The 24,109-nt window shown below is 50.2% G+C and carries 20 protein-coding genes; 13 read left to right on the top strand and 7 right to left on the bottom strand.

Translation table 11 applies throughout. From position 1 onward, the window contains the following. Positions 1–171 precede the first annotated feature (171 nt). Both IT781_RS07695 and IT781_RS07700 read left to right on the top strand, forming a co-directional pair. Positions 172–717 (top strand): cytochrome c oxidase assembly protein, encoded by a 546-nt coding sequence (locus IT781_RS07695; protein ID WP_194969560.1) that lies wholly within the window; start codon positions 172–174, stop codon positions 715–717. Positions 718–729: 12 nt separating this feature from the next. Then, entirely contained in the window at positions 730–1,593 is an 864-nt protein-coding gene (locus IT781_RS07700) for a cytochrome c oxidase subunit 3 (protein WP_194969561.1), read from the top strand. A gap of 73 nt (positions 1,594–1,666) precedes the next feature. On the opposite strand, the gene IT781_RS07705 is transcribed toward IT781_RS07700, so the two are convergent. Next, entirely contained in the window at positions 1,667–1,918 is a 252-nt protein-coding gene (locus tag IT781_RS07705; protein ID WP_194969562.1) for a twin transmembrane helix small protein, read from the bottom strand. A gap of 80 nt (positions 1,919–1,998) precedes the next feature. Between IT781_RS07705 and IT781_RS07710 the strand changes: the two genes are divergently transcribed. From IT781_RS07710 to rpoH, 6 genes are all read left to right on the top strand, one after another. Next, entirely contained in the window at positions 1,999–2,739 is a 741-nt protein-coding gene (locus tag IT781_RS07710; protein WP_194969563.1) for an SURF1 family protein, read from the top strand. After that, a complete protein-coding gene (locus IT781_RS07715; RefSeq protein ID WP_194969564.1) occupies positions 2,732–3,328 on the top strand; it encodes a hypothetical protein in 597 nt (198 codons plus the stop codon). The genes IT781_RS07710 and IT781_RS07715 overlap by 8 nt, the downstream gene beginning before the upstream one ends. A gap of 14 nt (positions 3,329–3,342) precedes the next feature. Beyond that, on the top strand, positions 3,343–5,319 hold the full coding sequence (gene ftsY / locus IT781_RS07720; protein WP_194969565.1) for a signal recognition particle-docking protein FtsY: 1,977 nt from the start codon (positions 3,343–3,345) through the stop codon (positions 5,317–5,319). Positions 5,320–5,327: 8 nt separating this feature from the next. Further along, a complete protein-coding gene (ftsE, locus tag IT781_RS07725; protein WP_027157159.1) occupies positions 5,328–5,984 on the top strand; it encodes a cell division ATP-binding protein FtsE in 657 nt (218 codons plus the stop codon). A gap of 192 nt (positions 5,985–6,176) precedes the next feature. Beyond that, positions 6,177–7,091 (top strand): permease-like cell division protein FtsX, encoded by a 915-nt coding sequence (gene ftsX / locus IT781_RS07730; protein ID WP_228778996.1) that lies wholly within the window; start codon positions 6,177–6,179, stop codon positions 7,089–7,091. Positions 7,092–7,174: 83 nt separating this feature from the next. Next, a complete protein-coding gene (gene rpoH / locus IT781_RS07735) occupies positions 7,175–8,032 on the top strand; it encodes an RNA polymerase sigma factor RpoH (RefSeq protein ID WP_194969566.1) in 858 nt (285 codons plus the stop codon). Between the two features lie 142 nt (positions 8,033–8,174). Here the strand turns inward: rpoH and IT781_RS07740 are convergent, their stop codons facing one another. The 3 genes from IT781_RS07740 to IT781_RS07750 all read right to left on the bottom strand — a co-directional run bounded on the left by IT781_RS07740 (position 8,175) and on the right by IT781_RS07750 (position 9,640). Beyond that, positions 8,175–8,411: a TIGR02647 family protein gene (locus IT781_RS07740; protein ID WP_194969567.1), complete on the bottom strand. Its 237-nt coding sequence runs from the start codon at positions 8,409–8,411 to the stop codon at positions 8,175–8,177. A gap of 91 nt (positions 8,412–8,502) precedes the next feature. Beyond that, positions 8,503–9,120: a DUF3313 domain-containing protein gene (locus IT781_RS07745; RefSeq protein WP_194969568.1), complete on the bottom strand. Its 618-nt coding sequence runs from the start codon at positions 9,118–9,120 to the stop codon at positions 8,503–8,505. Positions 9,121–9,289: 169 nt separating this feature from the next. Next, positions 9,290–9,640, bottom strand: coding sequence for a hypothetical protein (locus tag IT781_RS07750; protein WP_194969569.1), 351 nt, complete (start codon positions 9,638–9,640; stop codon positions 9,290–9,292). 381 nt (positions 9,641–10,021) lie between these two features. On the opposite strand from IT781_RS07750, the gene rapA reads away from it, so the two are divergent. From rapA to IT781_RS07775, 5 genes are all read left to right on the top strand, one after another. Continuing rightward, complete coding sequence (rapA, locus tag IT781_RS07755) at positions 10,022–12,793, top strand: RNA polymerase-associated protein RapA (RefSeq protein ID WP_194969570.1); 2,772 nt, start codon at positions 10,022–10,024, stop codon at positions 12,791–12,793. A 116-nt stretch (positions 12,794–12,909) separates the two neighbouring features. Next, entirely contained in the window at positions 12,910–13,737 is an 828-nt protein-coding gene (locus tag IT781_RS07760) for a S1 RNA-binding domain-containing protein (protein ID WP_194969571.1), read from the top strand. Between the two features lie 331 nt (positions 13,738–14,068). Beyond that, on the top strand, positions 14,069–16,654 hold the full coding sequence (locus tag IT781_RS07765; RefSeq protein WP_228778997.1) for a PAS domain S-box protein: 2,586 nt from the start codon (positions 14,069–14,071) through the stop codon (positions 16,652–16,654). Next, positions 16,651–17,088: a response regulator gene (locus IT781_RS07770; RefSeq protein WP_194969572.1), complete on the top strand. Its 438-nt coding sequence runs from the start codon at positions 16,651–16,653 to the stop codon at positions 17,086–17,088. Before IT781_RS07765 ends, IT781_RS07770 begins: the two co-directional genes overlap by 4 nt. Before the next feature lie 25 nt (positions 17,089–17,113). After that, positions 17,114–19,567, top strand: coding sequence for an EAL domain-containing protein (locus IT781_RS07775; protein WP_228778998.1), 2,454 nt, complete (start codon positions 17,114–17,116; stop codon positions 19,565–19,567). A gap of 693 nt (positions 19,568–20,260) precedes the next feature. On the opposite strand, the gene IT781_RS07780 is transcribed toward IT781_RS07775, so the two are convergent. From IT781_RS07780 to IT781_RS07790, 3 genes are all read right to left on the bottom strand, one after another. Next, entirely contained in the window at positions 20,261–21,217 is a 957-nt protein-coding gene (locus tag IT781_RS07780) for a GTP-binding protein (RefSeq protein WP_194969573.1), read from the bottom strand. Then, entirely contained in the window at positions 21,218–23,254 is a 2,037-nt protein-coding gene (locus IT781_RS07785) for a TonB-dependent receptor (protein ID WP_194969583.1), read from the bottom strand. A 79-nt stretch (positions 23,255–23,333) separates the two neighbouring features. After that, positions 23,334–23,816, bottom strand: coding sequence for a transcriptional repressor (locus tag IT781_RS07790; RefSeq protein WP_194969574.1), 483 nt, complete (start codon positions 23,814–23,816; stop codon positions 23,334–23,336). Positions 23,817–24,109 lie beyond the last annotated feature (293 nt).

Below are 24,109 nucleotides of genomic sequence, written 5' to 3' on the forward strand. Positions count from 1 at the left end.
TAAGCTTAGATCATGTTTATTAAAGGTAACTTTAAAGATACGTTGCCTCTATAAGAGTCAGCCTATCAGGTGCAATATGGATACAAAAAAGAAGAATATTCTGACAGCAGTAGTATTAATCATCGTTGCGGTCATTATTTATGTTTTTGCGGTAATAAGAGCAGTTTCTCAATGAAAGAAAACATTACGCAAAAAAACACTAAGTTAGTTGTTACATTAGTGTTTGTTGTATTGGGTATGTTTGGTTTTGGCTACGCGCTGGTTCCTCTTTATGACGTGCTATGCGATATCACGGGCCTCAATGGCAAGGTTGAGGGCGCAGCAGTCAAGGAAATAAGTTACGAAGTTGATAAGAGCCGAGAAATTACCGTAGAGTTTATGTCCGCGTTGAATGAATCGACGCCTATGGTATTCCGTCCAGAAACAAAGAAATTAAAAATTCATCCGGGCGAATACCATACAGTGAATTTCTATGCGGAAAACAAGACCGATAAAGTGATGGTGGCACGGGCGATTCCAAGTATTTCGCCAGGGCCTGCTGCTGAATATTTACAAAAAATAGAGTGTTTCTGTTTTTCAGAACAGACGTTCAAAGCGCATGAAGGCAAAACCATGCCCGTGCGTTTTGTTGTGAACCCTGAACTGCCAGAAAAATATAAAACGATTACACTCGCATATACATTTTTCGATAATACTGAATCATCAGTAAAAAAATAATAGGGGATGGTTATGTCTACAAATAACTCTTACTACGTTCCGCATAAGGCTACCTGGCCGTTTATCGGTACTGCCGGTTTAATGATAATGCTGGCAGGTTTTGCAAACCATTTAAATGGTTCATCCATGGGATCAGCCTGGATGATATTGGGGTTGGTTGTTTTTATTATCATGCTGGCCGGATGGTTTACCTTGCAGGCGGGTGAAAGTGAATCCGGCATGTACAATACTCAGGTAGGCATTTCCTATCGTATGGGTATGATGTGGTTCATCTTCTCAGAGATCATGTTTTTCGGCGTTTTTTTCGGCACGCTTTGGTATACCCGTAATTTATCTGTGCCCTGGTTAGGTGGCGAAGGCACAGGTGCGGCCACTAAAGAACTGTTGTGGCCATCATTTGAAGCTACCTGGCCGACTAACGGTCCTGCCCATGTCGGCGGCGAGTTCGAGCCAATGGGAGCTTGGGGTCTGCCTTTTCTGAATACATTGATCCTGTTAACCAGCGGTGTAACTTGCACATGGGCGCATCATGGCTTATTGGCTCAAAAGCGCGATCAACTAATCAAAGGTTTGATGGCGACTGTGGCTTTGGGCTTTTTATTCGTGACTTTTCAGGCCTATGAGTATCATGAAGCTTATACTGAAATGGGCTTGACTTTAGGTTCCGGTATTTACGGATCTACATTCTTTATGCTGACCGGTTTCCACGGTTTCCATGTCTGTGTAGGTGCTATTATTTTGAGCGTTGTGCTGTTCCGTAGCTGGAAAGGCCATTTTAAACCGGAAAATCACTTTGCTTTTGAAGCTGCCGCTTGGTACTGGCACTTCGTTGACGTTGTGTGGTTAGGCTTGTTTGTATTTGTTTATTTAATGTAATCTAAAAACAAGGCTGACAAAAAAGCGCTGCCTAAACCGGCAGCGCTTTTTTTTTGTCGGAACAACAGCAATGCTATTTTTGAGTCTGTGCCGGCTTTTGTCCGTGCATTTGAACGCCCAATCCATGAGGTTTAAAGATACCCGTAGCAAAGGCGATAAAAATAAAAATGAATAGAATGATTGAAAGAGTAATGCGAAAAGTCAGTGCACGGACTGTTTTTTCGGATTGTTCCTGATCTTTATATTTAACCAGATAAAAAAGTGCAGAGCCGAGGCTGATAATGATGAAGACGAAGGCAATAATAACAATGGTTTTTATGATCATGGTGTAGTTATGCTGGCAAGTAAGTTTCTGGTATTCTCGATTATTCAGTTGTCTGTGCCAATAGGTAAAAGCAAAAAAGTATGATTATCAAAGTTGGCTCCAGGTCACTGGAGCTCAAAATAGCCCCGACAATAGTTTACTTGTGTTTATTATCATTGCTGTTGTCATTGGGAGCCTGGCAATTAAGAAGATCGGATGAAAAGCGGACATTTATCAAACTGGAGGAGCAAAGGATGTCTTCCGGTACGCTGCATTTGTCGGCACATGCCGAAGATGATCTGAGTGTGTTGAAATACAGGCATGCTACAGTAACCGGTAGATATGATTCGGCGCATCAGTTTTTGATAGATAATCAAATCAGTGACGGCAAGCCAGGCTATTATGTATTGACACCGTTTATATTGCAGGGGGAGACCAGGGCGGTACTGGTTAACAGAGGATGGGTACCTCTAAATAACAAAGACCGTTCAATTTTGCCTGATCTGTCTGTTGATGAGCAGCAAACGACTGTTTCGGGGCGGATTAATAGTTTTCCTAGTGTCGGTATAAAATTGTCCGGCGCTGAGATTCCGACTGACAGCTGGCCCTCGGTGGTTCAATGGGTCGATAGTGATGTTCTGGCTAAGAAGTTAGGCTATCCATTATTCTCGTTCCAGATTGAACTGGATAATAATTTATCCGGAGGATTTAAACGGGAATGGCGCACTACAACAATTATGTCCCCAGAGCAGCATGTAGGATATGCGGTTCAGTGGTTCGGGTTAGCCTTGACGCTTACGCTTATATTTATTTGGTACAGTTTTAAAAGAGACAATGAGTAATCAGCAGAAAAGAAATCGTTTATTGATTCTGGCTATTTTTGGTATGTCTATCATTCCTTTTTTAATTGCCTGGGTATTAAAAGAAAATCCTGAGCTTTTGGAAGGCAGAACTAATTACGGTCAGCTTATAACCCCTGTTATCACGACTGAACGGAGCGATTTTGCAGGATTTGATCAGTTTACAGCGCAGAATATGGATCAATTGCCGGGACACTGGCTGATCGTCAATGTGATTCCGCATGATGATTGCAATGAAGTATGCCAGGATGCTATGTACAAAACCAAACAATTACAGCTAATGATGAGCAAGGATTTGATCCGGACTCGTCGTGTCGTCATGGTTTTTCAGGATGTTGCTCCTGAGACCGCGGCAGCGTGGTGGAAAGATGACACGCGCTTATTAAGACTCAAGCCAAATGAAGCCCTCATTAGAAAAATCGCTGCTATCAGGCAAGACGGTGTACCCGACGGTATGCTGCTGCTAATGGACCCGTTAGGCAATTTAATGATGCAATATGAGCCTGGGTTCGATCCTTATAAAGTAAAAAGCGATCTGATGCATCTTCTGAAAATTTCACAAATCGGTTAATAGAAATATAAAAAATGTTTAGAAAAATAACCCTCTTTAGCGCCGTTTTAGCGTTAATAGTGATCGTGCTGGAAGCCTATGTTCGTTTATCGGGAGCGGAGCTAGGCTGTCCTGATTGGCCTGGCTGTTATGGTCAATTGGTAATAAGTGATGATGCGGATTTTAGAGCTCAAGCCATACAAGCATTTCCAGATAAGCCGCTTGATACCGTAAAAGCATGGAAGCAAATGAGTTACCGCTATCTGGCGGCCTTCCTAGGCTTTTTTATCGTATTGCTGGCTTTGATGTCGTGGCGTCAGAAACAGGCGCGCATGCAATCTATAACAGTTTCATGGGCGCTGGTGCTCTTGTTCGGATTGCAGGCGGCTCTGGGAGCGTGGATTGTAAAAACGCAAGCCATGCCGATTGTGGTAACCGGTCACGTGCTGCTGGGAATGATGATTTTCTGGGGATTGTCTTGGCTATACTTGCGGCTGGACCCACTCGTTTCTGTATCAAAATCACGCACAGGTCCTGTAAACTTTGCCCGCTTTGCCATGCTGGTTTTGTTTTTGCAAACTGTTTTAGGCGCATGGACCAGTACGAATTACGCTGCATTGGCTTGCGCCGGTTTTCCGCAGTGCAATGGCGCCTGGTGGCCTGAAGCCGATTATCAAGGTGCACTTAATTTATTCAACGGCTTAATCAACGGATACAGCGGTGTAATTCCCTACAATGCCCAAGTGGCGGCGCACTGGCTGCATAGGGTGGGCGCACTGGTCAGCTTTATTCTGCTCAGTTTGCTGATGCTGAGCGCTACTTCGGAAAACTGTCCGAAGCCCGTTAGAAAAGCCGGTCTGCTTTTGAGTGTGTTGCTGTTTGTGCAAGTCGTCATGGGCATTGTCAGTGTCAAGCTGGCCATGCCTTTATGGGCGGTAGTGGCGCATAATGCGTTTTCTGAGCTGCTGATGCTGCCGCTGGTCGCCATCAGTTTTTACAGCAGATACGTCTATGCAGAAGTGCCGCAGCCCGTTGCGGTGGAAGTGCCTGCCAGCGTTGTTGCTGAAGAGGTCTATGTCGAGCCGCCGGCCGAATCTCTGTATTTACGCCTCAAATCGCAGCTAAAGCGCACCCGCTCCGGACTCAGCGGTGCATTAGCCACTATCTCTCTGGGGCAAAAGGGAATTGACGAGGATTTGCTGGAAGAGATTGAAGCCCGCTTGTTAATGGCCGATGTCGGCATGGATGCCACAACGGAAATCATTAGACGCCTGACTGAGCGCGTCGAGCGGCATCAGTTGAACGACAGCGCCGCGCTGACATCAGCCTTGAAGCAGGAATTGCTGGCTATGCTTCAACCTTGCAGCCAGCCTCTGCATATCCCTAAACAGGATAAGCCATTTGTCATTCTGGTAGTGGGCGTCAATGGCGCCGGCAAAACTACGACTATCGGCAAACTGGCCAAGCGTCTGCAGGCTCAAGGCTATAGCGTCATGCTGGCGGCCGGCGATACGTTTAGAGCTGCAGCCGTCGAGCAGCTGCAAACCTGGGGAGAGCGCAATAACATCCATGTGGTGGCTCAGCATACCGGCGCTGATTCCGCATCGGTTATCTATGATGGCGTCCAGTCCGCGCAGGCAAAAGGCATCGATGTGTTGATTGCCGATACAGCAGGTCGATTGCACACGAAATCAAACTTGATGGATGAGCTGAAAAAAGTAAAAAGGATCATGGGCAAGCTGGATGAAACGGCACCTCATGAAGTCTTATTGGTATTGGATGCCGGTACCGGTCAAAACGCATTGTCTCAGGCCAAGCTGTTTAATGAGACAGTTGCCTTAACGGGACTGGTTTTAACTAAACTGGACGGCACGGCGAAAGGCGGTGTCATTTTCGCCCTGGCTAAACAGTTCGGCATTCCCATCCGTTTCATCGGCATAGGGGAAGGAATCGATGATCTGCAGGATTTCAATGCGGAAACTTTTGTAGACGCATTATTCGTCAAAGACTGAAAAATGTTATGTTAAAGTTTGATAAAGTCAGCAAGCGTTATCCTGAGACCGGGGATGTGTTGCGCAATGTCAGTTTCCATTTGCAACATGGCGAAATGGCCTTTTTAACCGGCCATTCAGGGGCTGGCAAAAGTACCTTATTGAAATTGATTGCCGTCATCGAGCGTTGCAGCCGCGGGCAAATTTTATTGGACGGCCATAACGTCAATCAGGCAAAGGAAAGCCAGATTCCCTATTTAAGAAGGAAAATCGGGTTGATTTTCCAGGACTATAAATTGTTACAGGACAGGACAGTCTTTGATAACGTGGCGTTACCGTTACTGATTGCTGGTTATGGACACCACGAGGTCCCCCGTAGGGTGCGTGCCGCATTGGATAAGGTGGGATTGTTAGGCAAGGAAAGAAAATATCCGCTGGCTTTATCCGGCGGCGAACAGCAGCGTGTTGGCATAGCAAGAGCTGTTGTCAATAAACCGCCGATGATTCTAGCCGATGAACCAACCGGGAATCTGGATCCGGAATTGTCAGCGGAAATCATGCATTTATTCGAGCAGTTTCAACAAGTCGGCGTCACCGTATTGATTGCGTCGCACGATATCTCACTGATCAATCAAATGAACTATCGCGTTTTGAAGCTGGATCATGGGCAACTGGTGGCGGGTTAAACGATGAAGCGCAGAAAAAATACAGCCAGCTTTCCGAGCGTCTTGATGAAGATTTTCAGAAGTCTATATGATGCTCGAGACAGAAAAACACCTGCAAGGCCTCAAAGACATCACCCAAAAAGCAAAACTGCAACGCCAGCCAGAGCGGATGGTCCGAAAACCAGAGTCTTGAGAGGTGATTTCAGAGATAAATTGCACGCCCATCTTGACCTGCATGCACATGCATTCTTTTCCAGTCTCGGGCGTCTGGTCGATTCACCTTACACGACCATTATGACCATAACCGTGCTAGCCATTGCCATCTCTTTAGCCAGCGTTTTTTATATTGCCGTGGCAAATCTTCAGCAGTTGGCCGGTAATTTGGAAGCAAGCAATCAAATATCGCTGTTTCTGCGCGATGATATTTCCGAGGCAAGCGCCAGAAAATTTGCAGAGAACATAAGGGGCAATCCTGCCGTCCAGGAAGTCAAATTAATAACCAAAAATCAGGCTTTGGAAGAGTTCCAGACTTTCAGCGGTTTCGGCGAGGCTATCAAAGCGCTGGAAAAAAATCCGTTGCCTATTGTCATCCAGGTTTTACCTAAAAATACTCTGGAAGATGGATTGGAACTTGAGAAGCTGCTTAATACCTTTAAACAGGCTGTTGAAGTCGATTTTGCCCAAATGGACATGCAGTGGATTAAGCGTCTGCAGTCTATCATGGAATTGGCACGGCGCGGCAGCACTGTACTGAGCCTGCTGTTGGGGGTCGCCGTATTGTTTGTTACGGGCAATACCATACGATTGGAATTGCATAAACGCCGCGAAGAAGTCGTGATTGCCAAGTTGGTAGGCGCTACCAACAGCTTTATACAACGGCCATTTTTATACAGTGGATTTTGGATCGGCTTTTTTGCAGGCGTGGCGGCATGGTTTATCGTTGCCGTGATGATGTTGATTGTGAAGCAGCCCATAGAGGAACTTTCCGGTTTATATGAAGGGGATTTTCATATGCTGTTTTTGAGTTACTCGGAAACTGCGGCGCTGCTGTTTATCTCTTCTTTGCTGAGCGTGCTGAGCGCATGGGCTGTGCTTAACTACCAGCTTCATAAGCTAAAACCCGAGTAGAGCGGTGGAACTTAGAAAATTATTAGCACTCTTAAAAAGAGAGTGCTAGAATTCGAACTAAGTTTTTTTACCAAGGGGATACCATGAGTAGTGCATTAGCTTTACCCGTTAATCTGTCAGTCGGAACATTTGACGCTTACTTGAATCTTGTCAGGCAGATGCCTAGATTGACTGCCGATCAAGAACGTGAATTAGCCTTGAGATTCAGGGATCACGACGATCTGGAAGCGGCTCGGGAATTGGTGATGTCCAACTTGCGTTTTGTCGTTCATGTTGCCAGAGGCTACAGCGGCTATGGCTTGCCTATGCCTGATATTATCCAGGAAGGCAATATCGGATTAATGAAAGCCGTGAAGCGCTTCGATCCTGATGTCGGCGTGCGGCTGGTTTCTTTTGCGGTGCATTGGATCAAAGCCGAAATACACGAGTATGTCATCAAGAACTGGCGTATCGTAAAAGTTGCGACCACAAAGGCGCAGCGGAAGCTGTTCTTTAATTTGCGCAAATCCAAAGCGAATCTGGGCTGGCTGTCCAATGACGAAGCGACCGCCATTGCCAAAGACTTGGATGTCGATGTCGATACCGTTTATGAAATGGAAAAACGCCTGGATAGCAGGGATATGGCTTTCGATATGCCTAGCGATGAATCCGAGGAAGAAAGCTATATAGCGCCTGTCAACTATCTACAGCAACACGGCACTGACCCGGCCTTATTGCTTGAAAATGAAGATTGGGGAGGGCATGAGCAGAATTTATTATCCGAAGCTCTATCTGAGCTGGATGAACGCAGCCTGGATATTCTCTCCAGTCGTTGGCTGGCGGATAAAAAAGCCACTTTGCACGAACTGGCCGAGCGCTACAATGTATCTGCGGAAAGAATCAGGCAGTTGGAACAAAATGCCATGAAAAAGCTTCGGGCAGCGGTTGTGCTTGAGGCCTGACCGATTAATCATGTTTAACAGAAAAGGCTTAGCGGTTTAACCGCTAAGCCTTTTTTTATTTGTTCGTGTTTGAATTTATTAAATAAGCGAGCGAGGGTAAGGCTGGCAATCAATGAAATATTAGGAGATCCGACAATATATTTCAGGCGGGTTTGAGTATATCCAGAATAGCCTGGGCCTGTTCTGCAACCTCGCGGCCCAGGTTGGTCAGATAGCCGCCATCTTTCTGCGAGATAAGGCCTTTTTCGTATAAACGCTGGGTAGCGTTTATGACTTCCGGCGCTGCTGTCTTGTGAACCTTGACGCCTTCTTGAGTGGTAGTGAGGTTGTAACGGACCAGCATGTTCAGTTCCTCTACAATGTCTTGCGTATAAGGCATAGTGAATCCTCATGAATTATTTTATGAAGCGATAGCATAATGCTTTTCAAGATAAGGCGTATATTTTTTACGATTATCAATATATAGATTTTCAGGCAGGGAGTTTCGGCTTCTGGCACGCACTGCGGCCCTGTTTTTCACAGAGCTGATAGCTTAACTGTGCAGCCCAATATTGATAGGCCAGTATAATATCTTCCCAACCGTTGAATGCTCCAATCAATGATTTGCCGCCTCCACGGCCGTCGGCCGACGCCATGAGTAATTCACCGGTTTGCGAGTCGGTTATTTTGCCTTCAACGCTGGCTTTGCCGATATGGGATTCCGTGTCAGCATCGGTGATGGCAAACTGGATGCGCAGCGTATCGGGACCGGGTTTGTTGACTAATTTAAAGTCCTGTTTCAAGACTTCGCGGATTCTGTAATCAAGCAGTTCCTTAAGCCGGTAGTTATCGGCGTGGGGCAATCCATTGAGTTTGGAATTGGGAAGCTTATGGATAGTGACTGGATCAACAATCACTTTTTTATAAAAAGCCCAGTCTGTTCCGCTTTTCCAGTAACTGAGCAAGGCATCATCTTGCCGATCTTCTTTAAGCAAGGAATAGTTATCCAGAAAATCAGACGTTTCAATATGTTCCGCCTGATAGGCTTTCCCGCAGCCCGTACTTGAAAAGATAAAAAAAATTAGACCGATGCGGATAAAAATAGGCATAAAATACGGTGACCTGAACTGATATTGGAATTCAGCTTATAAGTGTAATGTATTTTTGCCGGATGGGTAGGGCAGCCGGAAGCGTTTTTACTCGGCTAAATTTAAAGGCGAAAAAAACCTGCCAGGGCAACCCCTGGCAGGTTTCATGTTCTCTGTGAGCAATGGATTATTAGCGGCCGCTCATGCCGTTGCCGATATAGGCGCCTGCAGCTGCACCCAGTCCGGAAGCGACGGGGTCGCCCTTGCCGAGTTCATAGCCTAAAGCGCTGCCTACAGCGCCTCCTACCAGTCCTGATGTGGATCGTTGATCAGGACTTGAATACCGAGGAGCGGGCGGCGGAGGCGGTGCCGGATAATATCTGGCTTCAGGCGCATGGTAATAGTGTCTCTCCACGATTACCTCACGGTGTTTATGATGGCCTCGGCCATGTCCTTTGCCGTGTCCCCCGGATGCATAAGAAGGCGAGGAATATGCGGCGACAAGCGCAGCCAATTGAATTATAAAAAGCAACTTTTTCATAGAATCCTTCTCAGTAAATAATTTAGTTCAGAGCAGGTGTGTCAACCAATACAATTGACGGCAGTTATAGGTTTTAAGAAATAGTAGGCGGCTAAACCTTAACGGATGCTTAACAAAAGCTGCCAAACCATGATTTCCTGTCGAAGTGGGTCGAAATCAAATAGTGACACAGGACTGCTATAACAACCGGCATTTTATTTTCGCATCCTCTATCAATAGCTGCTCCTGTCACGTCAAACTACAGCTGAACCATGAAAGTATAGTTCTTCTTGTTCTTTATTCAAAAAACTAAAAAATAATTAATTGCCGCAGCAATTTATGTAACGCTTATAATGATGGCGTTTTTTGATTTAATTATTATTTTTAGTGGCATATCTATAAATGGAAAATTTCATCCCCGGTCAGCGTTGGATCAGTAATACCGAATCAGAGCTCGGTTTAGGTCTTATTCTCGAGGTAACAGGCAATCGAGTCACTGTGCTTTTTCTGGCCAGTGACGAAAGACGCGTTTATGCGCGCGATAATGCGCCCTTAACCCGTGTCCGGTTCTCTCCGGGCGATCCGATTGAATCGATGGATGAGGTCAAGCTGAAAGTAATCAGACTGGACGAGCAAAATGGTTTGATCACCTATATCGCTAAAAATGAGAGTGGCCAGGAAGTGCGTCTGGAAGAAGTCGAATTGAATCACCACATCCAGTTTAACAAGCCTCAGGATCGGTTGTTCACAGGGCAAATCGACCCCAGCGCCTGGTTTCAGCTGCGTTACGAAACCTGGCGCCGGCTCCAGCAACACCAGCAATCGCCCGTCAAGGGCCTGCTCGGCGGGAGAACTTCACTGATTCCTCACCAGTTGTTTATCGCCCAGGAGGCGGCTAATCGCTCTGCGCCCAGAATCATGCTGGCCGATGAAGTGGGCTTAGGCAAAACGATCGAGGCTGGCCTGATCCTCCATCATCGGCTGATCAACGGGCTGAGCAACCGGATTCTGATTATAGTGCCGGAAAGTCTGTTGCATCAATGGCTGGTCGAAATGCTCAGACGCTTCAACCTGCGGTTCAGCATTTTTGATGAAGAGCGCTGCCTCGAAACGCACGGGGATAATCCGTTTTCAACCGAACAGCTGGTGCTGTGCAGCCAGAACTTCTTCGCCGCTTATCCGCGCAGGCAGCAGCAGGCGCTACAGGTGGCTTGGGATATGGTCATTGTCGATGAGGCGCATCATCTCGAATGGAGCGAGGAAGCGCCGAGCCTCGAATATCTGTTTGTCGAGCGTCTGGCTCAGTTGGCGCCCGGCCTGATATTGCTGACCGCCACGCCGGAGCAGTTGGGCAAAGAGAGCCATTTTGCTCGGTTAAGATTGCTTGATCCGGACCGCTTCTACAGCTTTGCAGCGTTCCTGGAAGAAGAACGGCTTTTTGAGCCGGTCGCCAACGCGGCCAAGGTGCTGCTGGCCGGTAAGCCTCTCGATGAAGCCGCCACAGACTCGTTAAGGACATTGCTTAAAAATGACAATGTTGAAATCCTGCTGCAAAATCTGAGCGATGCCGCCAAAGCACCGGCTGCGCGCAGTGAATTAATTAAGATACTGCTGGATCACCACGGCACGGGCCGCATTCTGTTCAGAAACTCCCGGCAAACGGTGCAAGGCTTTCCTGAACGGGAACGTTACGGTTATGCGTTAACCGGACAGGCCAATGCCGATGATCTGCAACAAGATCCCCGCTATGTCTGGCTGGTCGATAAAATCAAGCAGCTGGCCGGTCAGAAAGCCTTGCTGATCTGCAAGCACGCGCAAACGGCGATCGACCTTGAACAAACCCTGAGAAACCGCGCCGGCATTGCCTCGGCGGTATTCCATGAAGGCATGTCGATCATCGAGCGCGACCGCGCCGCCGCCTATTTTGCTGATCAGGAAAGCGCTGCGAGACTGCTGATCTGCTCCGAAATCGGCAGCGAAGGCCGTAACTTTCAGTTTGTCCATCACCTGATTCTGTTCGATTTACCGACCAATCCCGACTTGCTGCAGCAGCGCATCGGGCGGCTTGACCGTATCGGCCAGAAGCATGTGATCCAGATTCATGTGCCTTATCTGGAGAATACCGAACAGCACCGCCTGTATCGCTGGTATGACGAAGGCCTGAACGCCTTCCGCAGCAACTGCTCGGCGGCCCAGCCAGTCGCCGACCGGCTGCATGATGAATTGACCGCTTTTCTGCAGACCGAGAGTCAGGCCGAGATAGACGCTTTCATCAATAAAACGAAAGCTCTGACGGCGGAAATCGAGATCGAATTGCACAACGGCCGCGACCAGTTGCTGGAATTGAATTCCTGCCGGAAAGAGCCGGCCCAGGTTATTATCGACCAGCTCAAGGCCTACGAGAACGAAGGCGTGCTTTGGCCCTATATGGAAGATGTGTTTGAGTGCTATGGCGTCGATACCGAATTTCACTCGCCCGACTGCTTTATCCTCAGACCCAGCGAGCATTTGCGGCTCGCCCATTTTCCGGGGCTGCTTGAAGACGGCGTCACCGTGACCATTGACCGGGCCTGCGCGCTGGCGCGCGAAGATATGCTGTTCATGACGTGGGAGCATCCGATGGTAACAGGCGCCATGGATATGGTGCTGTCCAGTGAAACCGGCAACGCCGCGGTCAGCGTGGTTAAACACAGCGATCTGAAAGCCGGGCAGTTTCTGCTGGAGTGCCTGTTCATTGTCGAATGCAGCGCACCTGCCGAACTGCAGGTCGGACGTTTTCTACCGCATACCCCGATTCGGGTCCTCATTGACCAGAATATCAAAGACTTGAGCGAAACCATAGCGCACCGAAGCCTGATTGAAACAGGAACGACTTTCGATAAGCAGAAGATAGTGGCGTTCATGAACGGTCAGCGCCAGCATCTTGTCAAGATGCTGGACAAAGCCGAGCAAAAAGCCAACGCCGATATGCAGGTGCTGATCGCCGATGCGACCAAGGCCATGCTGGATTCATTGACCAGCGAGATAAAACGCCTGGCCAGACTGAAGAAAGTCAATCCGACTATTAGAGAGGAAGAAATCGAGCTGCTGAAGGATAGGGCGATGCTGTTGCATGAAAACATTCAGGTGGCGCAATTGAGGCTGGATGCCGTGCGGTTTGTCATCACCAGCTAAGGAATGTGGGGGCGACTTCAGTCGCCCCTAAAAGCATTTCATGTGAAGCAGAAATCAGACAGCTTCATGCTTCGTAGAAACAAGCCACTTTTCAAAAACTTATCGAGTATTTATTCATGATCAACATTGGCAAAATCAACAAGTTGAAAGTCGCCAGACAGCTGGGCTACGAGATATATCTCGATAGCGGAACCGCCAGGAAAATCCTGCTGGCCGATAAAAAACTGCCCACCAATTGCCAGGTTGGCGATACTTTGGATGTGTTCGTCTATGTCGATTCGGAAGGCCATCTGGCCGCGACGACGCAAAAGCCTCTGGCTCAGGTGGATGAAGTGGCCTGGCTGAAAGTGGTCTCTATCAATTATATCGGCGCTTTTCTGGACTGGGGACTGCCCAAGAATCTGCTGGTCCCGTTCAGTGAACAGCACCATGAAATGGAAGTCGGCAAGTCCTATCTGGTCAAATTATTCCTGGATGACAAGGGGCGTATTGCCGCGACGACCAAACTGGACGAATGGCTAGAGGAAGAATCGGTCGATTTCAAGCCAGGCCAGAAAGTGTCGCTGATCATCGCCGATAAAACCGAGCTGGGCTATAAAGCCGCCGTCAACAATACCCATTGGGGCCTGCTGTATAAAAATGAAGTGTTCCAGCCGCTTAGAAAAGGGCAAAAGCTGGACGGTTACATCAAGCAGATCAGAGACGATAAAAAGATCGATCTGGCCCTGCATGAGCCTGGTTACGGCAAAGTCGAATCATTGACCGATAAAATTCTGGCCAGGTTGAAGCAGAATGACGGCTATTTGGGGTTGAGCGACAAAAGCCCGCCGGAAACCATTTATACAGCATTCGGAGTCAGCAAAAAAGTGTTCAAGCAGGCCATCGGCGCTTTGTACAAGAAGCAGCTGATCCGTATTGAAACAGACGGGATCAGGCTGGTTTGATCCATACCCAGCAGTTCAGCATATAAAATCACAAAGGACTCAAGGCTCATGAAGGGCTGAGAGTCTGTATGATCTCATCATTTCCGTATTCCAAATAGCTCGTGAATTCTGTGGATGGTTCACCTGCCGATATCTTCTTGCGTGATCGCAGAGCAGTCTGAATGTGATTGCGTCAGCAAATACAAGTTCAAGTTTTTCGAATTTTCCACGCTGGTGTTGGTCACATTTCTAAAAATAAATAAAGGATCGGTTTCAGAGCAGTCATAAAAAATTATTGCACTGGTTCAGCACACTATCAAAAACAGCAAACTACAAATGGTGGTAGCCATTTATGAATGGAAGGTTTTTTATCGCAAACAAGGACCGCCAACGTTGGTTGATAATCCGTCAATGGATTTTAATATGGGTGCTGCTGACGCTGGTGCTGGCCGTCGTTCTGTGGATCGTTCATAAAACTCATGAGGCATCGACGCTGGCCTTAATGTATAGCGAAGGGCAACAGACCGTGAAGACCGCAAGCCAAACCGTTGACGAAGAATTGAGGCTACTGCATGGCGACATACTTTACCTGAGAGACCAGCCGGTGCTGCGTGACTGGCTCGAAAAGCAATCCCCCATAGCCTGGAAGCGTTTGGGGAACGACCTGCTCGCCTTCGTCAAATACCGCGAACTTTATGACCAGATCCGGTTTCTGGATGAAAAAGGGCAGGAGAGAGTGCGTATCAACTGGAATCAGGGACAGCCCGTGATCGTGCCGGCGAGAGAATTGCAGGACAGGTCCGAACTCTATTTTGTCGAGCAAGCGCTCGCTCTGAACAAGGACGATATCTACATCTCTTCATTCGACCTCGGCATCGAGCATGGCGCCATCGAGCAGCCGATAAAGCCCGTGATTCGGTTTGGCACGCCGGTATTCGACCGGCGCGGACAAAAACGCGGCATCATTCTGTTGAACTATCGGGGACAGCGATTGATCGATCAGCTTCGAGCGATTTCCAGGCAAAGCATCGGCAGTCTGTGGCTGCTCAACACCCAGGGTTATTGGCTGGTCGGCGCCCGCTCCGAGGACGAATGGGGCTTCATGTATCCCGACCGGAAGAACAAGCGCTTCGCCAACGATTATGGCGAGGCCTGGCGCTCTATTACCGAACACCCCGAACGTTTGCAATTCATGGCTGGCGGCGATTTGTTCACTTACGGCGCGATTACGCCGAGCGCACTGTTTGGAAAAGTCGGTGAGAACGTTGTCGCCGGCGATGCACACTGGCTGCTGGTCGCCCATGTGCCGGCCGAGGTGATTGACGAGAAAACGGTGGTGCAAGCCCGGTGGTTTGCATTTAGCACCTTAAGCCTGCTATTAGGCGCAGTCAGCTGGTTCATTGCCTTCTACCGCGTGAGGCGGAGACAGGTCGAAGCGGAAGTGGTGGCCAGCGAAGCCCGCTTTCGAGGGCTGCTTGAATCAGCGCCCGATGCCATCGTCATGACCAATCGCGAAGGAAATATCGCGCTGATCAACGCGCAGACCGAGAAATGGTTCGGCTATGCGCGCAATGAATTGTTGGGGCAGCCGATCGAAGTGCTGGTGCCCGAGCGCTTTCGTGAGCATCATGAAGATTATCGGCAAGCTTATATGGATAAGCCATTGGTGCGGCCGATGGGAATTGGCCTCTATCTGTCCGGCCGCCGAAAGGATGGCAGCGAGTTTCCGGTGGAGATCAATCTGAGCCCGTCGAAGATAGATCAGGAACTGTTCGTGATCAGCATTATCCGCGACATTACCGAGCGCAAGCGGGCGGAGCGGGCACAGCTCGAGGCGCAAGCCAAGTATCGGGAACTGGTCGACAATCTGCCGGTCGGCGTCTATCGCCAAACGCCAACGGCGGATGGACGGTTTCTGGAAGTCAATCCCGCCATCGTCGATATGTTCGAAGCCGAATCGGCAGAGCAATTACAGGCCCATCCGGTCGGTGATTTGTGCCTTGATCAAGACTGCTGGCAAGTCTTTGTAGACAAAATCATGAAGCAAGGATTTGTCGGCAACGAAGAGATACAGCTGGTTACCCTGCAGGGGCGCGAGTTTTTCGCGGCCGTCAGCGCTGCCATGAAGAAAGACAGCGCCGGCAATCTTTATTTTGACGGCATCATCGAAGATATCAGCAGACGCAAGGAAAACGAACGGCGCATCCAGCAACTGAATATGGCCCTGCGCGATCGGGCCATGATTCTGGAATCAGTCAACCATGAACTCGAAGCCTTCAGTTATTCGGTTTCGCACGATCTGCGCGCTCCATTGCGCGCCGTAGACGGTTTCAGCCGCATTCTGCTTGACGAATATGCGGATTGTCTGGATGAGACAGGCCAGGACCGCTTGAGACGGGTGAGGGCTGCTGCTCAGAAAATGGCGACATTGATCGATGATCTGCTCAAGCTGTCGCGCATCACTCGGTCTGAGCTGAAGCGGGAAGATGTCAATTTAAGCGCGCTTGCCGACGAAGTGATTGAGGAGCTGCGCAAGCAGGAGCCGGAGCGCATTGTACAATGTGCGATAGAACCGGGGGTAATCGTTTGGGGCGATGTCCGATTGTTGCGTGTCGTATTAGACAATTTGATCGGCAATGCCTGGAAATTCACGAGTAAACGGCCCGAAGCGCGGATCGAATTCGGCAGGCAAATGCAGGATAATGAACCGGTCTATTTTGTGCGCGACAATGGCGCCGGCTTCGATATGGCTTATGCCGAAAAACTGTTTGGCGCGTTCCAGCGCCTGCACGACAGCAGCGAATTTCCCGGCACCGGCATCGGGTTGGCGACCGTGCAACGGATTATCCATAAGCATGGCGGGCGTATTTGGGCTGAGGGTGCGGTCGAACAGGGAGCCATCTTTTATTTTACGCTGGAGGCGCGAGAGAATTTATGAACAATAAGGTCATTCTTCTGGTGGAAGATAACCCTGATGATGAGGCGCTGACTCTGCACGCCCTCAAGAAGAGCAATATTACCCATAAGATAATCGTGGCGCACAATGGCGCGGAGGCGCTGGATTATCTGTTTGGCACAGGGTCTTATGCAGGACGCGATCCTTATGATTTGCCGCTGGTCGTGCTGCTGGATCTGAAATTGCCCAAGATCGACGGCCTCGAGGTGCTGCGTCGCATACGGGATGATGAACGCACCCAGCTGCTGCCGGTTGTTCTTTTGACTTCATCCAATGAAGAAGAGGACCGGCTCAAAGGCTATATGCTGGGCGCCAACAGCTATGTCCGCAAGCCGGTCGACTTCGACGAATTTGTGCGGGCGGCAGGGCAGCTCGGCCTTTACTGGATATTGCTTAATGAGCCGCCGCCCGACTGATCGGATTGTAGAGAAAGGTGATGTCATGCTGAAGCGAGTAGATACTGCGCAACCCTTGCGCATACTGATCGTTGAAGACTCCGAAGATGATACGCTGCTGCTGGTGGATCAATTAGAGATAGAAGGCGGACAGTCTGTCGATTGGCAGCGGGTCGAGACGGAACAGGCTTTAACCGAGGCGCTGAAACAGCATTGGGATATCGTGTTGTCCGACTATACAATGCCGCATTTCAGCGGCATGCGGGCGCTTGAAGTAGTCAGACAGCACGACCTTGATCTGCCTTTTATCTTTGTGTCGGGAACGATCGGCGAAAATACGGCCGTGCTGGCGATGAAGTCCGGCGCTCAGGATTATGTTATGAAAGGCAATCTGACGCGCCTGGTACCTGCCGTGGAGCGCGAACTTGAAGAAGCGCAACTGCGCCGCGAACAGCGTCAGGCCGAAGACATGCTGCGCAAACTGTCCCTGGTCGTGGAGCAGGCAGCCGAAAGCGTTATCATTACCGATCCCGATGGCTGCATCGAATATGTCAATCCGGCGTTCGAGAGACTGACCGGCTATACACGCGCCGAGGCTGTGGGTTGCAAGCCCTCCATATTGAAATCCGGCCAGCAGGGTCAAGCTTTTTATCAGCATCTCTGGCAAACGGTGCTCAAGGGCGACATATTTACAGGCACCTTGATCAACCGTAAAAAAGACGGCGAGCTGTTCTATGAGGATAAAGTCATCACGCCTTTGAAGGACGAGCAGGGGCATATTAGGCATTTTGTTTCTACGGGACGTAATATCACCGAGCGCGTCAAGGCCGAAGAAGCACGCGCCCAGTTGGCCGCCATTCTGGAGGCCACGACCGACCTGGTCGCAATCCTTGATCTGGGCGGCTGCCTGCGTTACCTCAATAATGCCGGTTATCGCTTGCTCGGCCTCGACCCCAAAACGGATATCAGCAAAGTCTGTCTGACAGAGTTGTTTCCCGAACGCATAGAACATCAATTAAAAAACGAAGCGCTGCCTATCGCTTACCGTACAGGCACTTGGTCCGGAGAGACGGCTTTGCGGCGTATAGACGGCATAGAAATCCCGGTGTCCCAGGTGTTGCTGGTGCATTATGATTCGGCTGGGAAAGTCGAATACCTGTCCACGATTGCCCGCGATATTTCCGAACGCAAACGGTTCGAAGCCGAATTGCAGCATCAGGCTACACACGATCTTCTGACCGGCTTGCCAAATCGGGTTCTGTTGCTGGATCGGCTTGCCGCGGAATTGGAGCGTGCCCGGCATGCCAATAATTTTGTGGCCGTATTGTTCCTGGACATTGATAACTTTAAGCGGATCAACGACAGCATGGGGCATGCGGTCGGCGATACCTTGCTCCAGCAGATCGCCGACCGGCTGCAGGCCGCTTTGCGTCCTAATGATACGATCGCCCGCCAGGGCGGCGACGAGTTTGCGATCATAGTGGGCGATCTGCCGCGCACGGAAAACCTGATGGTCGTGCTGCGCAAGATTTATGCGGCTTTCGATCGCCCGATGTCTCTGGGCCTCCAGGAAACCTACATTACCTTCTGCACCGGCATCGCTATCTATCCGAACGACGGCACCGGCGTCGAAGAATTGTTGCGCAATGCCGGTACAGCCCTATACCGGGCCATCATGTCAGGTCATAATCAGCACCGCTTCTACGCGCCGGATATGAACGCCCGCAGCCATGAACTGCTGACGTTGGAGACTGATCTGCGCCTGGCTTTGAAGCGCAATGAGTTTCTGGTCTATTACCAGCCTCAGGCTGAGCTTAACACCGGCCACATTGTTGCCATGGAAGCATTGATTCGCTGGCGGCATCCGCAACGCGGACTGGTGACGCCGGCCGGCTTCGTGTCAATGCTGGAGGAGTCCGGATTGATCATGCAGGCGGGCGAGTGGATCTTGAACCAGGCTTGTGCTGAATACAGAGAAATGGGGCTTCACGATGTGCGTATTTCCGTCAACGTCTCGGCTTCCCAGTTCAACGATCCGGACTTGCTGCACAAGGTATGCCGTGTCATGAAACGGGACAACATCCCTCCGAATGCGCTGGAGCTGGAAATGACCGAAAATACCGTCATGCAGGACCCGGCAGCGGCGGCCGAGATCCTGAAGAAATTACGGGCGTTGGGCGTGCGCATCGCCATTGACGATTTTGGCACCGGCTATTCATCGCTATCCTATCTCAAACGCTTTCCACTGGATGCGCTTAAGATCGACCAGGGCTTTGTGCGCGATCTGGCCCGTGATACCAATGATGCGGCCATTGTCGAGGCCAGCATCACGCTCGGTAAAAAGCTCGGCCTCGAGGTCGTCGCTGAAGGCGTCGAGGGCAAGGAGCAATTCGATTTTCTGCGCGCCCACGACTGCGATCTGGCGCAGGGCTACTATGTCAGCCGCCCCTTGCGCAAGAATGAACTGATCGATCTGCTGCGGGAAGGTCGGCGCTGGTGAAAAGGGCATAGGCCAGTCATGCAGGCTGGGTTGGAACTTTAGCGGAAACCCGGCATGGAGCTTTGAAATGCCGGGTTTATCATCCAGCCTGCAATAAAATAAACGCTCAACCGTCCGGAACAACATGCTGCGATAAACTGCCGGGCCGCATCAATTTTTCAAACATTCCTGTCAGAGATAAAATGAGCGGATACTCCACCGGATATCGCTGAGCGGTTTTCATTCAGTTCCCGGTTTGGCCGACCATTCTGATTGTGAATCAGGTTGTATGACTTGAAACCGAGCAATACGTACAACCGTTAACCTGCCTGAATAATTGACCTGCTTTTTTCAGGGCACTGTCGCAATTGCTGATGGCTCCCAAATATTGAATCGCTTCCTTGGCAGGAAGATGAGCGCAATCCGATCTATGAACCACATGATCGCCATTGCTTTGAGCATTTCTCTCAACGTAAAACTCTGCCATAGTCGATACCTCTTCAGTTTGAGTTGTCTGAAAATTGGCTCGAAAAAATCAGTCCGTATGACCAAATCCGGCTTCTGTCGGGCTTCGCACATTCAACCTGCACGATGTCATAAAAATGACAGAATATAACGCTGAATACCGGAAACTATCGAGCTCGTTTAACAAAGTAGCAGAATTTGTACCAGCTCAAGTCAGGGACGCAATGATCCTCGAAGATTATCGCTAAATCAGACGGGCGTAACCAGACCTGACTTTACAGTTTCAGTCAGGCCTTGTATCTCGCCGTCGGTGATAAACACCAGCCGGCTGCGGCCATCATCTGATGTTCTGGAGGGCAACAGCGTCGGCGGATAAAGCCGGCCGGCCGATCCTTGCACGCACACCGGCGCATCATGCTCGGTAGTGTAAACCACGCCTTTCAGGCGCAGCAATTGGGCGGCATGCCGGTCTAGCAGGCTCTCCAGCGCAGCTTTTAAGCGCGGCCAGGAAACAGGATGGTCAAGTTGCAGTGTTGTGCTGCCAAACCCGTGTTCCGGTATCGGCGTATTGGTTTTCAATCGATAGCAATTTCGTCTCGGAAACGCAAGCAAAGTGGCGGGATTAATGTCGCCATGCGCAGCCTGAATTTTTGATGCTGCCGGCGCCAGACGATTCAACAGCGCTATCAGGTTGTCTATTTGCTGGTCTTCCGCCAGATCTGTGTGCGTAATGATCAAGGTATCGGCCCAGGCAATCTGGGCCAGGGCCTCGGGAAAGCGGTTCAAGACATCCGCGCCGGAAGCGGCTGAAACCGACACGATCACGCCATCCAGTCGATAGCGCGATGACAGCCAGCGCTCTCTTAATAAAGTGTCCAGCACCGGCTCGGGGTTGGCGATGCCGCTGGTCTCGATCAGTACGCGGTCGAACGGCTTCTGGGCTTGCGATTGCCAGGCCATGCGCAGGTTTTTCAGCAGTGGCGTTAAAGCGCCGTGTACCTGACAGCACAGACAGCCGCCTGACAAAGTGCTCAAGGGCACGTTGTGCTGCCTGAGTAATTGCTGATCGACAGGTGTGGCGCCGAATTCATTGATTACGACAGCCGAGCGCGGCGCATGGCTTAGCAGGCGGTTCAGCAGGGTGGTTTTGCCGCTGCCGAGAAAGCCGCTTAAGATGATGACGGGAATTTGTGCAGGCGAATTCATTTAATAACTCAATCTAAAGCCCACTTCCGCTCCACGCCCGGCTTCCGGCGCAAAGTTGCGCAGGTAAGAGGTCGAATTGCGAATGTTTTGATCGAGCAAATTGCTGCCTTTGGCGAACAACATCAACTCGGCATCCTTATAAGCTTTGATTCTGTAATTAGTGCCCACATTAAGCAGGAAATAACCGGCGGTCGAGGTTTCGAAGTCGCCGGCATGCGGCTGGGAATCGGCACGGGTAAAGCGCAGGTAACCGGAAAATTCCTGCTTGCTGTAATCCAGCTGCAGGCCATAGCGCAGCGGCGGCATGCGAGGCACATCGCCGCCATTGACGAATTGCCCCCGGGTGTAGTCGCTGAACAAAGTCAGGTCCAGCTGGCCATGACGGTTTTGCATCACTGGAAAGATCAGCTTGGCCTCATAGCCCTTGAAGATCGCATCATTCTGGCGGGTGGTCTGCACAGGCACGCAGTCGACGGCACAAGGATTGCCGTCCTCGTCGACGAATTCGCCGCTGCGCTGCTGAGTGATGTAATCGCTGGCCCAGTTGTGGAACAGATCGAATTCGGCGCTCAGCCAGTCGGATTTGAAACGGTAGCCCAGGTCCAGGTTGTAAGAAGTTTCTTCTGTTAAATTAATGTTGCCGCGTTCGAAGCTGCGCGTGGCATCATGGAAGCCGTTGGTCAGCAATTCCTGGACATTGGGCGCCCGCGAGGAACGGGTGACGGCCAGATTCAGATTGTTTTGGTCATTGACTTTCCACTCTGCCGAGACCGACGCACTGACCGGCGTATAGCTGAGGTCGTTCATGCCCTCCGGCTGGATGTCGGTTTGTTCGACCCGAGCGCCGAGCTGGTAGGTGACTGCGCCAACGTCAATCGATTCCACCGCAAACACGCCGTAGCTGTTGATTTGGGAATGCGGAATGATGTGCTCGCCAGTGAGTTTTTCAATGGCATTAAAGTCGCTCGCTTGTGCCTGAAAACCTACCGAGCCATACAACGGTCCCAAGTCCTGATGAGTCAGTTCCAGCCGGCCTTCGTAAGTTTTATTGGTGTAAAATGCGCCGGGTTCGCCATTGGCTATCTCCGTGTGTTGATAGTCAGTATAGCCGAACCGGGTGCGCAGGCTCTTGGCAAAGCGGAACGGATCCTGTAGCTCGCTTTTAAAATCGTACTTATCCTGCCTGAGGGCGATCCGCACGGTTTCCTCGCCGGTGCCGTCCGGCGCGATGCCGTAATTATTGTTCAGATTGTTGATAGAAATGCCGGCGAATCCCGGATCGCCGATCCAGGACAGACCGGCCGAGCCGCTGATGGCTTCAGCACTGGTATTGTTCAGATGGCCGACGGGATTGTCGACTACAACCAGCGACGGATCGGTGATCGATACGGCAGCGGTATCGATGGCGCGGCCGCCGATATCGAGATTGCCGCGATGGCGGAAAAAACCGTCGAGATGATAGGCAATGTTGCCTTGCCCGCCTTCCAGCTTCATCGTGGTACTGGTTTCATTGGACGTGGAGTCAAAGCGCTGTTCCAAGGCGCCGCCCAATAACTTATCCGGCATCTGGCCGGGGATGCGATTGTCAATGACGTTGACCGCTCCGCCTATTGCGCCGCTGCCATAGAGTAAAGTGGCGGGGCCGCGCAGCACTTCGATGCGTTCCGCCAAAAGCGGCTCGACACTGGTGGCGTGATCCGGGCTGAGCGCCGAGACATCATTGCTGCCAATACCGTTATTTAGCACTCGTACCCGAGGGCCGGCCTGGCCGCGAATGACCGGCGTACCCACGCCGGGGCCGAACGACTGATTGCTGATGCCCAGTTCGTCTTTTAAGGTGTCACCGATGCTGTGACCGGTCTTCATGCGTAGTTCGTCATCTGCCAGTATCGTTACAGGAGCCGCTGTTTTCAATGAGTCGGCTCGCAAAGGCGCAGTGACGACCACTTCCTCCAATTCAATAGTCGATGATTCTTCGGCAAGCACCGGAACAGTGAGAGATCCTGATGCAACCAGTAAAATCAATTTTTTGTACATCATCGTTGTAAATTAATAAAAACTAATGTTATATCGTTACACTTAAGCCATAAATGGACAGGCGCTTTTTGCGTTCAGATTAGGCTGATTGATCATGAGATGATGCGCATCCAGCGCAGGTGCCATGGATTTCAATCGATTTATAGCTGATGGAAAAACCGGCCTGTTTGATTTCCGACGATAGGGCATGCATGACTTCGAAGGCGGCGCGTTCTTCAATCTCATGACACTGATCGCAAATCAGCAGTAGTTGTTCATGCTGTCTGCCTGAGCAATTGCAGCCGACATAGGCATTAAGGCTTTCCACTTTATGAATCAGGCCCTGACTCATCAGGAAATCCAGCGCGCGATAGACGGTTGCCGGCTTGGCGGAATAGTTCAAAGGCTTGATTTGATCGAGCAGGTCATAAGCCTTGACGGCTTTGTGGGTCTCCCAGATCAACTCCAGCACTTTGCGGCGTATCGGCGTCAATTTCACGCTGCGGTTGATGCAAAGCCGTTCCGCCATGTTGATGGCTTCGGAAATACATTTTTCGTGATCGTGAGACAGGGAGTAGCTCATGGTTTCATTGGAAAAAGTTAATCAGAAAGAATCAACAATCCATTTGCGATGCAGACGGAGGCTGAATATCTATTGAAATGTTATGTTATAACATTTTAAACGAAAAAGATAGCTAGCGTGCTAACCGATCGTATTGCTTTAAGTTTGTGAGTTATAGCGGGCGATTGCTTGACTTGACGAGCGTGTTTATCGTTCTGATTGCGGGCGGGTTTTTACAGGAGGTCGCACTGCATTGCCATAACGAATAAGGTTAGATTGTGTGAGCAAAGCGAACCACAATCTGAACCGGTTGT

Source organism: Methylobacter sp. BlB1, assembly GCF_015476545.1.
Lineage (GTDB): Bacteria > Pseudomonadota > Gammaproteobacteria > Methylococcales > Methylomonadaceae > Methylobacter.

Excerpts from the sequence above, each read along its gene's own strand:
- IT781_RS07695 (WP_194969560.1), top strand. The coding sequence starts at position 172 with ATGAAAGAAAACATTACGCAAAAAAACACTAAGTTAGTTGTTACATTA.
- IT781_RS07700 (WP_194969561.1), top strand. The coding sequence starts at position 730 with ATGTCTACAAATAACTCTTACTACGTTCCGCATAAGGCTACCTGGCCG.
- IT781_RS07705 (WP_194969562.1), bottom strand. The coding sequence starts at position 1,918 with ATGATCATAAAAACCATTGTTATTATTGCCTTCGTCTTCATCATTATC.
- IT781_RS07710 (WP_194969563.1), top strand. The coding sequence starts at position 1,999 with ATGATTATCAAAGTTGGCTCCAGGTCACTGGAGCTCAAAATAGCCCCG.
- IT781_RS07715 (WP_194969564.1), top strand. The coding sequence starts at position 2,732 with ATGAGTAATCAGCAGAAAAGAAATCGTTTATTGATTCTGGCTATTTTT.
- ftsY (WP_194969565.1), top strand. The coding sequence starts at position 3,343 with ATGTTTAGAAAAATAACCCTCTTTAGCGCCGTTTTAGCGTTAATAGTG.
- ftsE (WP_027157159.1), top strand. The coding sequence starts at position 5,328 with ATGTTAAAGTTTGATAAAGTCAGCAAGCGTTATCCTGAGACCGGGGAT.
- rpoH (WP_194969566.1), top strand. The coding sequence starts at position 7,175 with ATGAGTAGTGCATTAGCTTTACCCGTTAATCTGTCAGTCGGAACATTT.
- IT781_RS07740 (WP_194969567.1), bottom strand. The coding sequence starts at position 8,411 with ATGCCTTATACGCAAGACATTGTAGAGGAACTGAACATGCTGGTCCGT.
- IT781_RS07745 (WP_194969568.1), bottom strand. The coding sequence starts at position 9,120 with ATGCCTATTTTTATCCGCATCGGTCTAATTTTTTTTATCTTTTCAAGT.
- IT781_RS07750 (WP_194969569.1), bottom strand. The coding sequence starts at position 9,640 with ATGAAAAAGTTGCTTTTTATAATTCAATTGGCTGCGCTTGTCGCCGCA.
- rapA (WP_194969570.1), top strand. The coding sequence starts at position 10,022 with ATGGAAAATTTCATCCCCGGTCAGCGTTGGATCAGTAATACCGAATCA.
- IT781_RS07760 (WP_194969571.1), top strand. The coding sequence starts at position 12,910 with ATGATCAACATTGGCAAAATCAACAAGTTGAAAGTCGCCAGACAGCTG.
- IT781_RS07765 (WP_228778997.1), top strand. The coding sequence starts at position 14,069 with ATGAATGGAAGGTTTTTTATCGCAAACAAGGACCGCCAACGTTGGTTG.
- IT781_RS07770 (WP_194969572.1), top strand. The coding sequence starts at position 16,651 with ATGAACAATAAGGTCATTCTTCTGGTGGAAGATAACCCTGATGATGAG.
- IT781_RS07775 (WP_228778998.1), top strand. The coding sequence starts at position 17,114 with ATGCTGAAGCGAGTAGATACTGCGCAACCCTTGCGCATACTGATCGTT.
- IT781_RS07780 (WP_194969573.1), bottom strand. The coding sequence starts at position 21,217 with ATGAATTCGCCTGCACAAATTCCCGTCATCATCTTAAGCGGCTTTCTC.
- IT781_RS07785 (WP_194969583.1), bottom strand. The coding sequence starts at position 23,254 with ATGTACAAAAAATTGATTTTACTGGTTGCATCAGGATCTCTCACTGTT.
- IT781_RS07790 (WP_194969574.1), bottom strand. The coding sequence starts at position 23,816 with ATGAGCTACTCCCTGTCTCACGATCACGAAAAATGTATTTCCGAAGCC.